15 protein-coding genes and 1 pseudogene are annotated in these 15,716 nt (G+C 67.0%); 6 read left to right on the top strand and 10 right to left on the bottom strand.

All coding sequences use genetic code 11. The annotated features are described in order from the left end of the window. A partial coding sequence (locus H0W40_RS15945; protein WP_292448089.1) for a helix-turn-helix domain-containing protein occupies positions 1-582 on the top strand: 582 nt, incomplete at its 5' end. Between the two features lie 71 nt (positions 583-653). Here the strand turns inward: H0W40_RS15945 and xth are convergent. Both xth and H0W40_RS15955 read right to left on the bottom strand, forming a co-directional pair. Continuing rightward, complete coding sequence (gene xth, locus H0W40_RS15950) at positions 654-1,424, bottom strand: exodeoxyribonuclease III (protein WP_292448091.1); 771 nt, start codon at positions 1,422-1,424, stop codon at positions 654-656. Positions 1,425-1,470: 46 nt separating this feature from the next. Next, positions 1,471-2,397, bottom strand: coding sequence for a YicC/YloC family endoribonuclease (locus H0W40_RS15955; protein ID WP_292448094.1), 927 nt, complete (start codon positions 2,395-2,397; stop codon positions 1,471-1,473). A 28-nt stretch (positions 2,398-2,425) separates the two neighbouring features. On the opposite strand from H0W40_RS15955, the gene H0W40_RS15960 reads away from it, so the two are divergent. The 5 genes from H0W40_RS15960 to hemW all read left to right on the top strand — a co-directional run bounded on the left by H0W40_RS15960 (position 2,426) and on the right by hemW (position 7,072). Beyond that, the gene (locus H0W40_RS15960) at positions 2,426-3,394 is read left to right on the top strand and encodes a serine/threonine-protein kinase (RefSeq protein ID WP_292448098.1); all 969 of its coding nucleotides are present in this window, start codon (positions 2,426-2,428) and stop codon (positions 3,392-3,394) included. A 9-nt stretch (positions 3,395-3,403) separates the two neighbouring features. Further along, complete coding sequence (locus H0W40_RS15965; protein WP_292448100.1) at positions 3,404-4,324, top strand: PP2C family serine/threonine-protein phosphatase; 921 nt, start codon at positions 3,404-3,406, stop codon at positions 4,322-4,324. A 93-nt stretch (positions 4,325-4,417) separates the two neighbouring features. Further along, entirely contained in the window at positions 4,418-5,143 is a 726-nt protein-coding gene (rph, locus tag H0W40_RS15970; RefSeq protein WP_292448101.1) for a ribonuclease PH, read from the top strand. Positions 5,144-5,156: 13 nt separating this feature from the next. Then, complete coding sequence (gene rdgB / locus H0W40_RS15975) at positions 5,157-5,792, top strand: RdgB/HAM1 family non-canonical purine NTP pyrophosphatase (RefSeq protein ID WP_292448103.1); 636 nt, start codon at positions 5,157-5,159, stop codon at positions 5,790-5,792. A 5-nt stretch (positions 5,793-5,797) separates the two neighbouring features. Then, positions 5,798-7,072, top strand: coding sequence for a radical SAM family heme chaperone HemW (gene hemW, locus H0W40_RS15980; protein ID WP_292448106.1), 1,275 nt, complete (start codon positions 5,798-5,800; stop codon positions 7,070-7,072). Positions 7,073-7,107: 35 nt separating this feature from the next. Here the strand turns inward: hemW and H0W40_RS15985 are convergent, their stop codons facing one another. From H0W40_RS15985 to H0W40_RS16020, 8 genes and pseudogenes are all read right to left on the bottom strand, one after another. After that, entirely contained in the window at positions 7,108-7,551 is a 444-nt protein-coding gene (locus H0W40_RS15985) for a DUF3617 family protein (RefSeq protein ID WP_292448107.1), read from the bottom strand. Next, entirely contained in the window at positions 7,548-8,225 is a 678-nt protein-coding gene (gene alkB / locus H0W40_RS15990; RefSeq protein WP_292448119.1) for a DNA oxidative demethylase AlkB, read from the bottom strand. Before alkB ends, H0W40_RS15985 begins: the two co-directional genes overlap by 4 nt. 30 nt (positions 8,226-8,255) lie before the next feature. Continuing rightward, positions 8,256-9,005, bottom strand: a complete 750-nt coding sequence (locus H0W40_RS15995) for a 2OG-Fe(II) oxygenase (RefSeq protein WP_292448110.1) — start codon at positions 9,003-9,005, stop codon at positions 8,256-8,258. Then, a complete protein-coding gene (gene ada, locus H0W40_RS16000) occupies positions 9,002-10,075 on the bottom strand; it encodes a bifunctional DNA-binding transcriptional regulator/O6-methylguanine-DNA methyltransferase Ada (RefSeq protein WP_292448121.1) in 1,074 nt (357 codons plus the stop codon). The genes H0W40_RS15995 and ada overlap by 4 nt, the downstream gene beginning before the upstream one ends. Before the next feature lie 156 nt (positions 10,076-10,231). Then, positions 10,232-10,585 carry a hypothetical protein gene (locus tag H0W40_RS16005; protein WP_292448113.1) on the bottom strand — a complete coding sequence of 118 codons (354 nt, stop codon included), beginning with the start codon at positions 10,583-10,585 and terminating at the stop codon, positions 10,232-10,234. Positions 10,586-10,968: 383 nt separating this feature from the next. Continuing rightward, positions 10,969-14,277: an EAL domain-containing protein gene (locus H0W40_RS16010; RefSeq protein WP_292448115.1), complete on the bottom strand. Its 3,309-nt coding sequence runs from the start codon at positions 14,275-14,277 to the stop codon at positions 10,969-10,971. Positions 14,278-14,363: 86 nt separating this feature from the next. After that, a pseudogene (locus H0W40_RS16015) lies at positions 14,364-14,586 on the bottom strand (hypothetical protein); the annotation flags it as partial. A gap of 305 nt (positions 14,587-14,891) precedes the next feature. Beyond that, on the bottom strand, positions 14,892-15,716 hold an 825-nt coding region (locus H0W40_RS16020; protein ID WP_292448116.1), incomplete at its 5' end, for a chemotaxis response regulator protein-glutamate methylesterase.

The following is a 15,716-nucleotide window of genomic DNA, read 5'->3' on the forward strand; positions in this document are numbered from 1 at the left end:
CAAAAGAGCGCCAAGGAACTGGGCGTGGAAACCAAGCGCCTGAGCGAGGCTGCGCTCGGCAAGCTCGTCGCCTTCGACTACCCCGGCAACGTGCGGCAGCTGGAGAACGTCTGCCACTGGCTCACCGTGATGGCGCCGGCTCAGCTGGTCGATGCCAAGGATCTTCCGCCCGAACTGCTGGGCACGGTGACATCGAGCTTGACGACGCACGACGACGCGGCGCCTGCCTTGCGGCCGCAGGACGGCATGGCGGACGTGCCGGCTGGCGTACAAGCTCCGGCCGGCCCGGCCGCCCCGCTGCCGCTGCCGCAGCCGCAGCCGCAGCCGCAGCCGCCTGCCGGCGAGGCGGCGTCGGTCCTGCCCAACGGCGGTTGGCTGCGCGACCTGGAGCGCGAGGCGCGTGCACTGCTCGAAGCCGGCGTGCCCAACGTGTGGGAGGTGCTGACGCAGAAGTTCGAGGCGCAACTCATCCACAGTGCGCTCGACGTGACGCGCGGGCGGCGCATCGAGGCAGCCCACAAGCTCGGCATAGGACGCAACACGATCACGCGCAAGATTCAAGAGCTCGGGCTGGACGACTGACTCGTCTGCAGCCTGAAGAGCCCGGGCGGGACGGTCAGCTTGCAGCAGCCCTCGCTGGTACCGCTCAGCGTTTAACTTGGCGCCAGCGTCATCATCACCGGCGCATGGTCGCTCGGCCGCTCGTTCTTGCGTGGCAGCCTGTCGATCACGCAAGCGGTCACTCGCGGCTTCAAGGCTTCGCTGACCAGGATGTGGTCGATCCGCAAGCCCTGGTTCTTCCGGAAGGCGAGCATGCGGTAGTCCCACCAGCTCCAGCTCTTGGGCGGCTGCTCGAACAAGCGAAACGCATCGTGCAGGCCGATCGCAAGCAAGCCGCGGAACTGTTCGCGTTCCTCTTCGGTGCAAAGAATCTGGCCGGCCCAGGCCACTGGGTCGTGAACGTCGCGGTCTTCGGGCGCGACATTGAAGTCGCCCATGAGCACCAGCTTCGGGTAGCGCTTTAGTTCCTCGACCAGCCAGTCGCGCATCGCGCTCATCCACGCGAGCTTGTAGACAAACTTCTCGCTGCCAGGCGCTTGGCCGTTGGGAAAGTAGCCGCCGACCACCCGCACATTACCGACGCAGGCGGCGATGACACGGGCCTGCTCGTCGGCAAAACCCACGATGTTGCGCACCACGTCGGCCGGGTCGTCGCGCGCGAGCAGCGCCACGCCGTTGTAGGTTTTCTGTCCGAAGAAAACGACCTTCCAGCCGGCCGCTTCGATCTCCGCACGCGGAAACTTGTCGTCCGTCAGCTTGGTTTCCTGCAGCACCAGCACGTCGGGCTCGTGTTCGGTCAGCCAAGCGATGACCTGCGGCAGCCGCACGGCCAGGGAGTTGACGTTCCAGGTGGCGAGTTTCAAAGCTTGCTTCCGTTTTGGGCTCGGTGCATCGGCCAGATGCAGTCCTTTACTCGATGTTCTGCACCTGCTCGCGCATCTGCTCGACCGCCACTTTCATTTCCACCGAGATCTGCGTGAGTTCGAGGGCGGCTGATTTCGAGCCCAGCGTATTGGCTTCGCGCTGCAACTCCTGAATCAGGAAATCGAGTCGCTTGCCGACCTCGCCGCCCTGGCCGAGCAGGCGTTCGATCTCGTCGAGGTGAGCGGTGAGGCGCGCGAGCTCCTCGGCCACGTCGATGCGGATTGCATAGCTGGCCGCCTCCGTCATGGCGCGCTCCTGCAGCGCCTGCACGGGCACCGACTGTGCGCTTGCGCCGGCCGCCTCGAGCGCCTCGGTCCAGCGGTCCAGAAAGCGCTGCTGCTGGCGTGCCACCACCTGCGGCACCAGCGGTTGGGCGTCGCGAGCCAACTCGCGCAGCCGTTGCAAGCGCTGCATGAGCACTGCAACCAGTTTCTCGCCTTCGCGCTCGCGAGACTCCACCAGGCCCGCCACGGCTCGGCGCGCGGCATCGAGCGCGGGCTCGTCCAGCCGCAAGGCCGGCTGGCTCGCACGACACCACTGCAGCGCTTCCTGCACCGACAGCGGTGCGGCTTTCGGCAGCCAGTTCTGCACCGTGCTTTCCAACCGCGAAAGCGCGTTGAGCTGTTCGGTCTGCGGTTGGGACCAGGCGCTGCCCGCGTCGCCCTGCGTCGACAGCCGCAACTCGACCTTGCCGCGGCGCAAATTCGCGGCGATCAGCTCGCGAAGTGCGGGCTCCAGCGAGCGCATGTCCTCGGGCAGACGGAACGCGATATCGAGAAAACGGCTATTGACCGAACGCAGTTCGACCTGCACGCCCGCACTCGCGGAACGTGCGATTTCTGTGGCGTTTTCTCCTGGGGAAACGGCCCCGGCGGACGCGTTCGCGTACCCGGTCATGCTGTAGACTGACATCAAATTTATCGCATTGCAAAATTCGATTATGTCAAAGCAGAAACCCGCGCCACTGCCAGCGGGCACCGTGGTCGGCGGGTACCAGGTCATCAAAAAATTGGCGGCCGGTGGCTTTGGCGTCGTGTACCTCTGCGAAGACAGCGAGCGCCGGCTCATCGCGCTCAAGGAATATCTGCCCGCGTCGCTGGCGGATCGCTCGCCCGGCGAACTGACGCCTCGCGTCAAGCCGGAGAAGCAGCCGCTCTATCGCCTTGGGCTGAAGAGCTTCTTCGAGGAAGGCCGTTCGCTCGCACAGATATCGCACCCGAGCGTGGTCTCGGTGCTCAACTTCTTCCGCGAGAACGAAACCGTCTACATGGTGATGAATTACCTGCAGGGCGACACCCTGCAGGACTTCATCGTCACGGCGCGCGATCTCAAGCGCGACAAGGTTTTCCGTGAATCGACAATTCGTTCACTGTTCGACGAGATCCTGCGTGGCCTGCGCATCGTGCATCAGCACAAGATGCTGCACCTCGATATCAAGCCCGCCAACATCTTCGTGACCAACGACAACAAGGCCGTCATGCTCGACTTCGGCGCCGCGCGCGAAGTGCTGAGCAAAGAGGGCAACTTCATCCGGCCGATGTACACCCCGGGCTTCGCCGCACCGGAGATGTACCGCCGCGACGGCACGCTGGGGCCGTGGACCGACATCTACGCGATAGGTGCGTGCATTTACGCCTGCATGCAGGGCTACCCGCCCAACGACGCGCCGCAGCGCATCGAGAAAGACCGCCTGGGGCTGTCGCTCTCGCGCCTGCGCAACGTGTATTCCGACAACCTGATCGAAGTGACCGAGTGGTGCATGTCGCTCGACCCGCTCTCGCGCCCGCAGAGCGTGTTCGCGCTGCAAAAGGAGCTGGCGCGAGAGACCGAGCGGCGCTACACCAAGCTCAGCTTCAGCGAGCGGCTCAAGCTGCAGCTCGAAAACATCAAGACCGGCGCCAAAGCCTGAGAACCGAACATGAGATTTTCGGTTTACCAGGTGAGCCGCAAGGGCGGCCGCGAGAAGAACGAAGACCGCATGGGCTATTGCTACACACGCGATTCGGGTCTGTTCGCGCTGGCCGACGGCATGGGCGGCCATCCCGAGGGCGAGATCGCCTCCCAGCTCGCGCTGCAGACGCTGGCCGCCATGTTCCAGCGCGACGCCAAGCCGGTGCTCAAGGATCCGCTGCGCTTCCTGCACGACGCCATCATCGCGGGCCACCACCAGCTCATCCGATACGCGACCGAGAAGGCGCTGATCGACACGCCGCGCACCACCATCGTGGCCTGCGTGCTGCAGGGCAACACCGCCTACTGGGCGCACTGCGGCGATTCGCGGCTGTATCTCGTGCGTGGCGACAAGCTGGTCGCGCGCACCCGCGACCACAGCTACTCCGAGCTGCAGGAAACGATGTCGCAAGTGGTGCCGATGGGCGAGCGCTTCAACCGAAACGTGCTCTTCACCTGCCTGGGCAGCCCGGGCAAGCCGGTGGTCGATACGGTGGGGCCGCTCATCCTGCACGAGGCCGACCGCCTGCTGCTGTGCTCCGACGGCCTGTGGGGCACGGTCACCGACGAGATCATCACGCAGCAACTCGCCACCCGGTCCATCTCCGACGCGGTGCCCGAACTGGTCGAACAGGCGCTGCGCAACGGCGGCGCCAAGAGCGACAACGTGACCGTGCTGTCGGTGGAGTGGGAGTCGGCCGAGGACATCGAGACCGCCAAGGCCATTTCTACCGAAACCCTCGGCGACGAGGTGTTCGCCTCGACCATTCAGGCCAGCGTGGGTTCCGGCCCGGGCGAGGCCGAGGAGATGGACGAAGCCGAGATCGAGCGCTCGATCCGCGAGATCAACGAGGCCATCCGGCGCTCGTCGCAGCAAAAGCGCTCCTGAGCTGCGCCCGCGCGCATGCTCAGCGCCGGCTGAGCTGCGGGTAGCATCTTCCTTTTCGGGCCCGCGCAGCGGGCCTTCATCCTTTTATTTCCCATGACTTATCAACGCACTCAAGGCCGCGCCGTGGACGCTTTGCGTCCGATCGCCATCACGCGCCACTTCACTTGCCATGCCGAGGGCTCGGTGCTCATCGCGTTCGGCGACACCCAGGTGCTGTGCACCGCCTCGGTCGAGGAAAGGGTGCCGCCGCACAAGCGCGGCTCCGGTGAAGGCTGGGTCACCGCCGAATACGGCATGCTGCCCAGATCGACCCACACCCGCAGCGACCGGGAGGCCGCGCGCGGCAAGCAAAGCGGCCGCACGCAGGAGATCCAGCGCCTGATCGGCCGCTCGCTGCGCGCGGTGTTCGATCTGCGCGCGCTCGGAGAACGCACGATCCACCTCGACTGCGACGTGCTCCAGGCCGACGGCGGCACGCGCACCGCGGCCATCACCGGCGCCTACGTGGCGGCGCACGACGCGGTGAGCTGGCTGCTGGCGCAGAGCAAGCTCGCCGCTTCGCCGATCAAGGGCGCTGTGGCTGCCGTCAGCGTGGGCATCGTCGAAGGCACGCCCTTGCTGGATCTCGAGTACGTGGAGGACGCCGCCTGCGGCACCGACATGAACGTCGTCATGACCGGCGCCGGCCACTACATCGAGGTGCAGGGCACCGCCGAGGGCGCCGCCTTCAGCCGCGCCGAGATGGACCGGCTGCTGGCCTTGGCCGAGCAGGGCATCCACACGCTGGTTGAGGCACAGGCTGCGGCCCTGAAAGCCTAACGCGGAGCGAGCCATGCGCGTGGTGCTGGCGTCCAACAACGCCAAGAAGCTGGCCGAATTGCGCTCCCTGTTCGCAGCGCTGCCGGTCGAACTGGTTTCGCAGAAGGAGCTGGGCATCACCGAGGCCGAGGAGCCGCACGTCACCTTCGTGGAGAACGCGCTGGCCAAGGCACGGCACGCGGCGCGCGCCTGCGGCGGAGCGGCGATTGCCGATGATTCCGGGTTGTGTGTCGATGCGCTCGGTGGAGCGCCCGGTGTGGCGTCGGCGCATTTCGCACCTCTAGAGACGCAGGCGGGCGAGCGCGAGGCGCAGCGTGCGCTTCAGGACGCTGCCAACAACCGGCTATTGCTGGAGCGCCTGCACGGCTTCCAGGCGGCCAGCGAGCGCCGCGCCAGCTTCGTCAGCACGCTGGTGGCGCTGCGTCACGCAGACGACCCCGAGCCGCTGATCGCCTTCGGCCGCTGGTCCGGCGAGATCCTGTTCGCGCCGCGCGGCTCGGGCGGCTTCGGCTACGACCCGCTGATGTTCATCGCCGCGCTCGGCCACAGCGTGGCGGAGCTGGATGCCGAAGCCAAGAACGCGATCAGCCACCGTGCCCTGGCCGCGCGCGAGATGGCAGCGCTGATGCGCGCGCAGTGGCTGCGCTGACGACCATGAACACCCCTGTGCGCATCGACACCAGCGCGCTGCACCGCCGGGCCGGCGCACTGCAGCTCACCGCGCTGCCGCCGCTCGCGCTGTACGTCCATTTGCCGTGGTGCCTGAAGAAGTGCCCGTACTGCGATTTCAACTCGCATGAGGTGCACGGCAATGCTCAACCGGAACCTGGCGGCACGAACACGGGGCACGGCAACTCGCCGGCGTTCATCGGCGGCCTGCCACCCGAAGCTCGCTATCTCGATGCGATCCGCGCCGATCTCGAGGCGGCACTGCCGCTGGTCTGGGGCCGGCGCGTCATCAGCGTCTTCATCGGCGGCGGCACGCCGAGCCTGTTCTCTCCCGCATCGATCGAGCGGCTCCTGGCCGACATCCGCGCGCGGCTGCCGCTCGAGCCCGGCTGCGAGATCACGCTCGAAGCCAACCCCGGCACCTTCGAGCGCGAGCGCTTCCGGGCGTTTCGGGATGCCGGCGTGACGCGCCTGTCGATCGGTGTGCAGAGCTTCGACGACACGAAACTCCAGGCGCTGGGCCGTGTGCACGACCGGGCTCAGGCGATGGCCGCCATCGAGGAAGCCGCCCGTGCTTTCGACACCTTCAACATCGACCTGATGTATGCGCTGCCCGGCCAGAGCCTGGCCGACTGCGAGGCCGACGTTCGCCAGGCCCTGGCCTTCGAGCCGCCGCACCTGAGCGTCTATCACCTCACGCTGGAGCCGAACACGCGCTTCGCGCTGGAGCCGCCGAAGATGCTGCCCGACGACGACAGCGCCTTCGAGATGCTCGACCGCATCACCGAGCTGACCGTCGAAGCCGGCCTGCAGCGCTATGAGGTCTCGGCCTATGCGCGGCCCGGCCACCGCTGCGTGCACAACCTGAACTACTGGCAGTTCGGCGACTACCTCGGCATCGGCGCGGGCGCTCACAGCAAGCTGAGCTTCGCGCACCGCATCCTGCGCCAGACGCGCTGGCGCGAGCCGGCGAGCTACATGGCCAAGGCGCTCGAAGGCGCGGCGGTGTCCAGCGAGCACGAGGTGTCGGCGGACGAACTGCCCTTCGAGTACATGCTCAATGCCTTGCGCCTGCGTGAGGGTTTCGAGCTGGCGCGCTTCACCGAGCGCACGGGTCTGCCGTTCACGGCGATCCAGCGCGCACTGGAAGCGGCCGAGGCCAAGGGGTTGATCGAGCGAAATCTGCCACGCGCCTGGCCGACCGAGCGCGGGTTCGACTTCCTGAGCGACCTGCAATCGCTGTTTCTGCCGAGCCGCTGAGGCGGCTTTGCTTCAGTCGGGATGCAAGTGGCAAGTCATGTTTCGCCGTCGCCACATTCCCCGATCGGCCTGGCCGTGATCCGCTGGAAGAACGTCATGTTTTTCCCGCCCAGCCTGACGTTCAGCGTGCCCGTGATCCCGTTCGGCTCGAACTGCCAGCGCGCATCGCCGGTGGTGCCACGGCCGCCGTTGCACTGGAGCACGTAGGCGGCGGTATCGGCTGCCTGCGCGGCCTTGACCAGTGTGCAATCCTGCAGCGACACGTCCTGCAGCATCCAGAACGCCTCGGAGAGATCGTTCGTGCTCAAGCAGCGCTTCTCGGTGATCACGGCATAGCGCAAATTGGTCTCGAGATGGGGCATGCCGGTCTCGGTGCTCATCTCGTACAGGCGCGGCGGGGCCGGCTCGGCCGCAATGGCGCACGCGCCGAAGCTGCCGAGGGCACCAGCGAAGATCGCTGCCAGCCACTGGCGCTTCATTGCCTTGCTCCCGTGCTGTCGGTGCCGCCCGCCTTGCGCAGGGTGAGGTTGATCCTGCAGCCGCCCGTCGAAGGGTGCTGCCCGTCCTTGAGCGCCGACACCCCGTGATAGCGCAGGCGGGCCGGCCCGCCCCACACGACCACGTCGCAGTGCGCCAGCGGCACGCGCAGCGTCTTGTCGGCACGCCGCAAGCCGCCGAACAGGAACATCGCCGGCAGGCCGAGCGACACGGAGACGATCGGCTGGCTGAAGTCGCGCTCGTTACGGTCCTGGTGCAGCGTGAGCCGTGCGCCGGGCTCGTAGCGGTTGACGAGGCAGGCGTCGGGCTCGAAGCCGTCGAAGCCGGCCTGCGCTGCCGCCTCGCCGGCCAATGCGAGAAAGCAGGCGGGCATCGAAGGCCACGGTCGACCGGTCTGCGGGTCGAGCGCGGTGTAGCGATAGCCTGTTGCGTCGCTTACCCAGCCGAGTGCGCCGCAGTTGCTCATCGCGACCGACATGCGGTAGCCGCCCGGCGTGATCAGGTGGCGCACGGGCGCCGCAGCGAGCACGTCGTCGAGGGCGGCGAGCAGCTCGTCCTGCCGCGGCAGGGCATGCCCGCGCAGCAGCACTGCGCCCGGCGCCAGAAGTTCGCGCGACGCCGCCTCGGCCGCGTCGTCGGCCTCGAAAAGCGGCATCATTGTCGTCACGGGGCGCCTCGCATCGGCTCACGCCGCGTCGTGAAAGATGATCCCGGCCGTGTGCCGGTGCCCTGCACGCACCCGGCTCACGCCATGCCGCAGGCTGACCCGGTACATTCCGCGCGTCCCCTGCACCGGCCGGTGATGAACGGCGATCACCGCCGCATCGCCTTGCCTGAGCGGCAGCACCACCGGGCGCGACTGCATCCGGGGGCGCTGCTCGGTCATCACGAACTCGCCGCCTGCGAAATCGCGGCCCGGCTCCGACAGCAGCAGCACCAGTTGCAAGGGGAACACGTGCTCGCCGTACAAGTCCTGATGCAGGCAGTTGTAGTCGCCGGCCGCGTACTGCAGCAGCAGCGGCGTCGGCCGCGTTTGCCCTGCGGCGTGGCAGCGCTCGACGAACAGCGAATGCTCGCTGGGAAAGCGCACAGCGATGCCCATCGCCTCGTTCCAGCGGTTGGCGATCGGCGCCAGGTGCGGATAGACGGCTTCGCGCAAGCCGGCGACGAGCCCCGGCAAGGGATAGGCGAAGTACTTGTACTCGCCACGACCGAAGCCGTGCCGGCTCATCACCACGCGGCTACGGAAGCGCGCGTCTTCTGCATACAGCGCGGCCAGCTCGCGACACTCGGCCGGCGTGATCAGCCGCTCCACGATTGCGCTGCCTTCGGCATCGAGATCGCCTGCAACCCGTTGCCAATCGACGTTGGCGACCCGCTCGGCCACGCCGTCAGCCGGCGGCGCGAGAGCCGGCTCGCGGTCGAGCACCTTCATGCCTCGCTCTCCCGTTCGAGCAGTGCGCGCTTGCGCTCCACGCCCCAGCGGTAGCCCGACAGCGCACCGTCGTTGCGCACCACGCGGTGGCAGGGGATGGCCACGGCCAGCGCATTGGCGCCGCAGGCCTGCGCCACGGCGCGCACCGATGCCGGCGCGCCGATGCGCCGGGCGATCTCGGTATAGCTCGCCGTCTGCCCCGCCGGAATGTCCCTCAGCGCCTGCCAGACGCGCTGCTGGAAGGCCGTGCCGCGCACGTCGAGCGGGAGGTCCAGGCCGAGCCGCGGCGCCTCCACGAAGCCGATGACCTGGGCGACCCGTTGCTCGAACTCGGCGTCGCCGCCGATCAAGCGTGCCTTCGGAAAACGGTCCTGCAGGTCGCGCGCTAGCGCATCGGGGTCGTCACCCATCAGGATCGCGCACACGCCGCGGTCGCTTTGCGCCACGAGGATGGCGCCGAGCGAGCTCTCGCCGATGGCGAAGCGGATGTCGGTGTCGGCGCCGCCGGCACGAAAGCGGGTGGGCGTCATGCCGAGCACCTGATCGGCCTGGGCATAGAAGCGCCCGCCGGAGTTGTAGCCGGCGCCGTAGATGGCATCGGTGACCGTGCCGCTGCGGGCCAGCTCCGTGCGCACGCGCCGGGTGCGGTGTGCGGTGGCATATGCTTTCGGCGTCAGTCCGGTCACCGATTTGAAGACGCGGTGCAGATGCCATGCGCTCATGCCGGCGCGCTGCGCCAGCTCGTCCAGCGTGGGCGCGTGCTCGGCCGCTTCGATGACGCGGCACAGCTCGGCGACGGTGGTCGCATGCTGCGCGGCCAGCGAGGGCTGGTCGGGCCGGCAGCGCAGGCAGGGGCGAAACCCCGCGCGCTGCGCTTCGGCCGCGGTGGCGTGGAACGCGACGTTCTCGGGTTTGGCGGTGCGCGCCGGGCAACTCGGCCGGCAGTACACGCCGGTCGTCTTCACGGAGTAGAAGAACTCGCCATCGGCCCGCGGATCGCGGGCCGCCACGGCGGCCCAGCGCGGGTCGCTCACCGTGGCCGCTGCGAGTGTTTCGTGTCGGGTGGTCATGTTCACGAGCTGCCTTTGGCGTTGCCGGATCGATGGCTTCACTTTAGGCATCGTCGCTGCGTGGAGCACTCCGGTGCTTGCTTTCAAACTCGAATCGCAGGGCGAGTTGGGTAGGCGGCGTCAAGGGCGCGAGTGCACCGCTGCGCTGCGAGGTCGTCAGGCCCGGCGCACCTCCATCACGCCGTGCTCGGTGGCCTTTTCGTAGACCGAGGGCACGTGGGTGGCGAGGTACAGCAGGATGCGCGGCGCCTGGGTCTTGATGACCCGCCGCAACAGGATGCCCGCCACCACCAGGAATCCGCCTATCCATGGGTAGCCGGCGAGCGCCGCGGCGATACCCGAGCCGATCATGGCAATTGCCAACTGGGTAGCGAGCGTGAAGTGAGTCACGAAGGGCGCTGCCAGCTTGGGGTTGACGATGACCCGAAAGCGTCCGTGCGGCAGCCCGGTACGGAATTCTTCGAAAGGGATGTATTCGACGGTGTCTTGCGCGTTTGGCTGGCGGCTCATGCACACATTCTGGCGCCAAGGGCGGGACCCATCGGGCGCGACCGGCGCCCGCAGTGCGGCCGGGGTTTCTTCGCCGCCTTTGAAGGCCTTCCGCGCGACGGGGATCGGCCGATCTTGAACGACTAGAACCGGAGCACTGTCATCACCCGACCGCCAAGCGTTGGCGGCACCTTGAGACTGCTTGCTTCCGTTCGACTCGCGCTTGCGGGGATGACACCGCCCGACCCATTGCCGACCTTCAACGCCCCGAATTGGTCAGCGGAATGCCGTCGCTCATACGGCGTGCAATACGAACTGCCGCAGGGGTCCGATGCGCGTGCCTGCCCGATGCGACAAGCCTCTGCGGCTCAATCGCGAAAAAGACCATCCGCATGGCTACGCGGTCACAAGGCCTCGCCCCCCGCCGCCTCTGCGCCGGCATCGCACAACCCGCAGGACGCACGCGCCCACTCGACCGCATCCTTGGCGGGCATCGGGCGCGAGATTAAGTACCCCTGTACCTCGTCGCAGCCATGGTCGCGCAGGAAGCTCAGCTGCTCCGGCGTCTCGACGCCTTCGGCAACGACCCGCAGACCCAGATGATGGGCCAGGCCGATGATCGCGACGACGATCGCTGCATCGTCGGCATCGACCGCCACGTCGCGCACGAACGACGCATCGACCTTCAGCCGGTCGACGGGGAAGCGCTTCAGATACGACAGCGAGGAATAGCCGGTGCCGAAATCGTCGATCGAAAGGGCGACTCCCAGCTTCTTCAGGCGGTCCATCGTCTGGAGGTTGCCGTCCGCGTCCATTAGGCTCGACTCGGTGATCTCTAGCTCCAGGTGGCTCGCCGGCAGCCCGCTGTCGAGCAGCGCCCGCTGCACGACCACGTCCAGGTGAGGATGGCTGAATTGCCGCGCCGAAAGGTTGACCGCAATGGCAGGCGCCGTGCCCGTCGTCGCCGGTAACGCGGCGGCCCAGCGGCATGCTTCGCGCAGAACCCACTCGCCGACTTCGACAATCAGGCCGATCTCTTCCAGAACTGGAATGAACACCGCGGGCGAGACAGAGCCGAGCTGGGCATTGCGCCAGCGCAGCAGGGCCTCGAAACCGACGACCGCGTCGCCCTCGAGAGCGACCTTCGGCTGGTAGTGCAGCGAGAACTCGTTGCGAACCAAAGCGCCGCGCAACTCGCTGGCCAGCTGCAGCCTCCGGTGCGCGCGCGCGTTGATCTCGGCGGTGAAGAATTCGAAGCCGTTGCGGCCGTTTTCCTTGGCGCGGTACATCGCGGCATCGGCGTGCATGACCAGCGCTTCGACGTTCTCGGCGTCCTGTGGGTAGAGCGCGATGCCAACGCTGGCCGTGACGTGCACTTCGCGCGCACCGATGACGTAGGGACGGGCCGATTGCTGGAGGATCTGCTCTGCGACGCGAACGGCTTCCTCGCCGTTGGTCAGGCCCTCGAGCACCAACGTGAATTCGTCGCCGCCGAGCCGGCTGACCGTGTCGGCGCTGCGCACCACGGCACCCAGCCGCGCAGCCACCTGTTTCAGCAGATCGTCCCCTGCGGCGTGGCCGAGCGAGTCATTGACGTGCTTGAAGTTATCGAGGTCGACGAACAGCAGCGCCACGTGCGTCTGCTGGCGGTCGGCCGTCTGAAGGGCGCGGCCAAGACGATCGTTGAAGAGGAAGCGGTTGCACAGGCCCGTGACAGGGTCGTAGTTGGCGAGGAACGCGAGGCGGTCTTCGGACTGCTTGCGCTCGGTGACGTCGATCGCCACCCCAATCGCACCCTTGATCTCGCCGGCTTCGTCGAGCAGCGGCGAATACCGCACCTCGAAGGCGAGGGCTCCGAACTGCCAGGTGGAAGCGAACGAGTGGCCAGCCAACGCCTGCCGTGTGCCTTCCACCGCTTCCGTCAATCCGCCGAAGCTGTCGAAGATCGACTGGCCGACCAACTGACCCGGCCGCATGCCGAGCGACTCGAGTCCCTTGCCCTCAGACATCAGGAAGCGGCCCTCCCGATCGACGATCCACAGCACGACCGGCAGGCTCTCGATCACCTTGCGCAGCCTCTCCTCGCTGCTGCGAAGCGCCTGCGCAGTGAACTCACGCGCGGTGACGTCCATGACTGTACCGATCATCCGAACCGCAACACCGGCCTGGTCGCGCAACACTTCCGCGTTCTCGCGCACGACGCGGATCGCGCCGTCGGGCAGCACAATGCGATGCGTGATGTCGTAAGTGGCCGAGGTTTCCAGCGTCATGCGCAGGGCTTCGTGGAGCATCGCGCGATCCTCGGGATGCACGCGTTCCAGGAATGATTCGAAGTCGACCACCCCCGGCCCGTTCTCGATTCCGAAGATGCGGCAAGTCTCGGCCGACCAGAAATGGCGGTCGCCAACGATGTGCCAGTCCCAGTTTCCGACCGCGGCGATGCGCTGCGCGCGCACCAAGGTTTCCTGGACTTCGGCCATCTGGATCGCCTGTTGCCGGAGCGCGTGGGCGTTGACGCCGATCTGGCGGTTCTTGCGCATGACCACCACCAGCGACGTCGTTACCGACAGCGCGACCAGCGCTCCGAGCACCAGCAGCGTGAGGATAAGCTCGCGCTGATAGCGCTGGTAGGTGCTCGGCAGCGGATTCAACAGGGTCGTGCGCGCCGCCAGGTCGGGCGGCAGGGTCAGACCGGCCGCCTTCAGCGCGGCGGCGTCGACCAGGTATTCGTTCGGGCTTTGGTCGACCGGCGCGATGGCACTGATCGGCTCGCCGGCTGCATGCCGCATCACCAGACGCGCCGCCGCCTGCCCTTGCGCCAGGCCGCTGGTGACGTAGCCACCCAGCACGCCTTTCACCAGATACCCGTCCTCCATGCTGATGATGGTGTGGCGGCCGAGCGAGGCTATGGCATCGATGCTGTCCTCCAGCATCGCCGGCGAGCCTGCACGGTCCACCAGCCCCCCCATGGTCGTCAGGACGACAAAACGTTCGCTTCCGGCATGCAGGCCGGCCAGCACGCCGGCCAGGCTGCGCTCGCTGACCATGCGCGCACGGGTGCCGGGCCGCCGGGCCAGTTCGACGTTGACTTCCTGCGCGATGGCGCGGTCGGTCACGGACGCGTCGCCGACGACCACGATGTCGGTCGCGTCGGGCGCAATCAGCTTGATCAGCGCCAGGTTGGGGCCGATTTCCTTGCGTTCGAAAACACCCGTCACGCGAGCCGGGTCGATCGTCGACTTGACGCGCAGGTTATTGACCCCTGAAAAGATGACCGGGGCCGTGGGAAACACCCGGCTCAGATTTTCGAGTGCAAAGACCAGCGCGTCGTCGTCGGTCACATAGATGACTGCCGGCATGTAGCCACGGTACTTGGCTGACAAGTGGTCTTCGATCAGCCGGGCGTACGCCGCGTCGTACCGCACGCGCTTGGTGTCGAGGTATTCGGCGCGCACGCCGTACCGGTTCTTTGGGTCCTTGGCCAGCTCAGAGACGAAGCCTTCGTGCTGTCGCTTCGTCCACGCGTACTCCTGACTGTAGGAGTGGAGCACAAACACTTCCTTGTGCTTCGACGCAAACGCAGGCAGCGCCGCAAGCCAGCCCAACATGATGACGAGCAGGACAGCAATCAGCCGGCACCAGATCGTGGGAAGGAAACCGCGCTTCATTTCCGATTTTCGTCTGCCACGGGCCGCGGCTTGAGCGGGGATCACCTATGTTTCCCGTGCAGCAGCCGCCAGCGTGTGCGCATGGTCCGTGGGTGTGACTTCCTGCCAAGGCGGGGCCGCAGCCCTTCCGGTCAGCGAAACACGTTCATCGCTTCGGCCAAGCGCGTGGCCTGCTGCTGAGGGCTCTCTGACGCCGCCGCGCTTCGTTCCACCAGAGCCGCGTTCTGCTGCGTGATTTGATCGATATGGCCGATGGCTTTGCCGACCCTGTCCACCACTGTGGTGCCGGACTCCACCTTTTTTAACGCTGGCGCCGATCAAGCTCTTGATCTCCCTGGCTGCATCGGCCCTGCGTAGCATTGCGCAACTTGATGACCTCAACGGGGCGGTCGTAGCGTCATCGCCGGACAGCGATCTCATGCCCCCGGGTGTCATGCTTTCATGTGGGGACGATTGAGCACGATGAAAGGATGGCGAGCGCGCGATTCGGCCGCTGCCGATCGGTAAAGGATCCGGTGGCCATTCCCCTGACTGCCGGGAACTTGACGGTGGCCAGTGTCGTCTTGTGGCCGAGAGTCGACTTCTACGACCGGCCGTTCTACTCATTGACGAGATGAAGCCGTAAGTCGCCAGACCTCTCGCAAGCGCAGACCTTCGGCTCAAACCCGATTCGTCGACATCCCCGCCGTCGTTCGCAACCTCTCGAGCAGATGCGGCGCAATCTGCGCCAACGGCAGCACCTGATGCGCCGCGCCTGCAGCAATGGCCTCGCGCGGCATCCCGAAGACGACGCAGCTCGCCTCGTCCTGACACAGGTTGTAGGCACCCGCATCGCGCATCGCGCGCATCGCCTTCGCGCCGTCGGCGCCCATGCCGGTAAGCATGATGCCCAGCGCGTTGGGTCCGACCACCCGCGCGGCGGAGCTGAACAGCACTTCGACGCTGGGCTTGTGGCGGTTGACGGGCTCGCCGTCCTGCACGCGGCAGATGTAGTTCGCGCCGCTGCGCTCCACGCTCAGGTGCATGCCGCCGGGCGCGAGGTAGGCATGGCCAGGCAGGATGCGTTCGCCGTCGCGCGCCTCGGCCACGCGGATGCGCGCCAGGCTGTCGAGCCGCGCCGCGTAGCTCTTGGTGAAACCGGGTGGCATGTGCTGGGTGATCACCACGCCGGGTGCATCGGGCGGCAGGCCCATGAGCACTTCCTTGGTGGCTTCGGTGCCGCCGGTGGAAGCGCCGATGAAGACGATCTTTTCCGTCGAGAGCCGTCCCAGGCCGGCCACCACCGCGCGCGCCGGTGCGCCGGCCGGTGGGGCAACGAGCTTTTGCACCTTCGCGCGCGCGGCGCTGCGGATCTTGTCGGTGATGTCCTGGCCGAGCTGGCGCAGGCCGTCGGCCACGCCGATCTTGGGCTTGGCCACGAAATCGACCGCGCCGAGCTCCAGCGCCTTGAGCGTGACTTCCGCGCCGCGCTCGGTGAGCGTGGA

The sequence above is a fragment of the Methylibium sp. genome (assembly GCF_013817345.1).
Lineage (GTDB): Bacteria > Pseudomonadota > Gammaproteobacteria > Burkholderiales > Burkholderiaceae_C > Methylibium.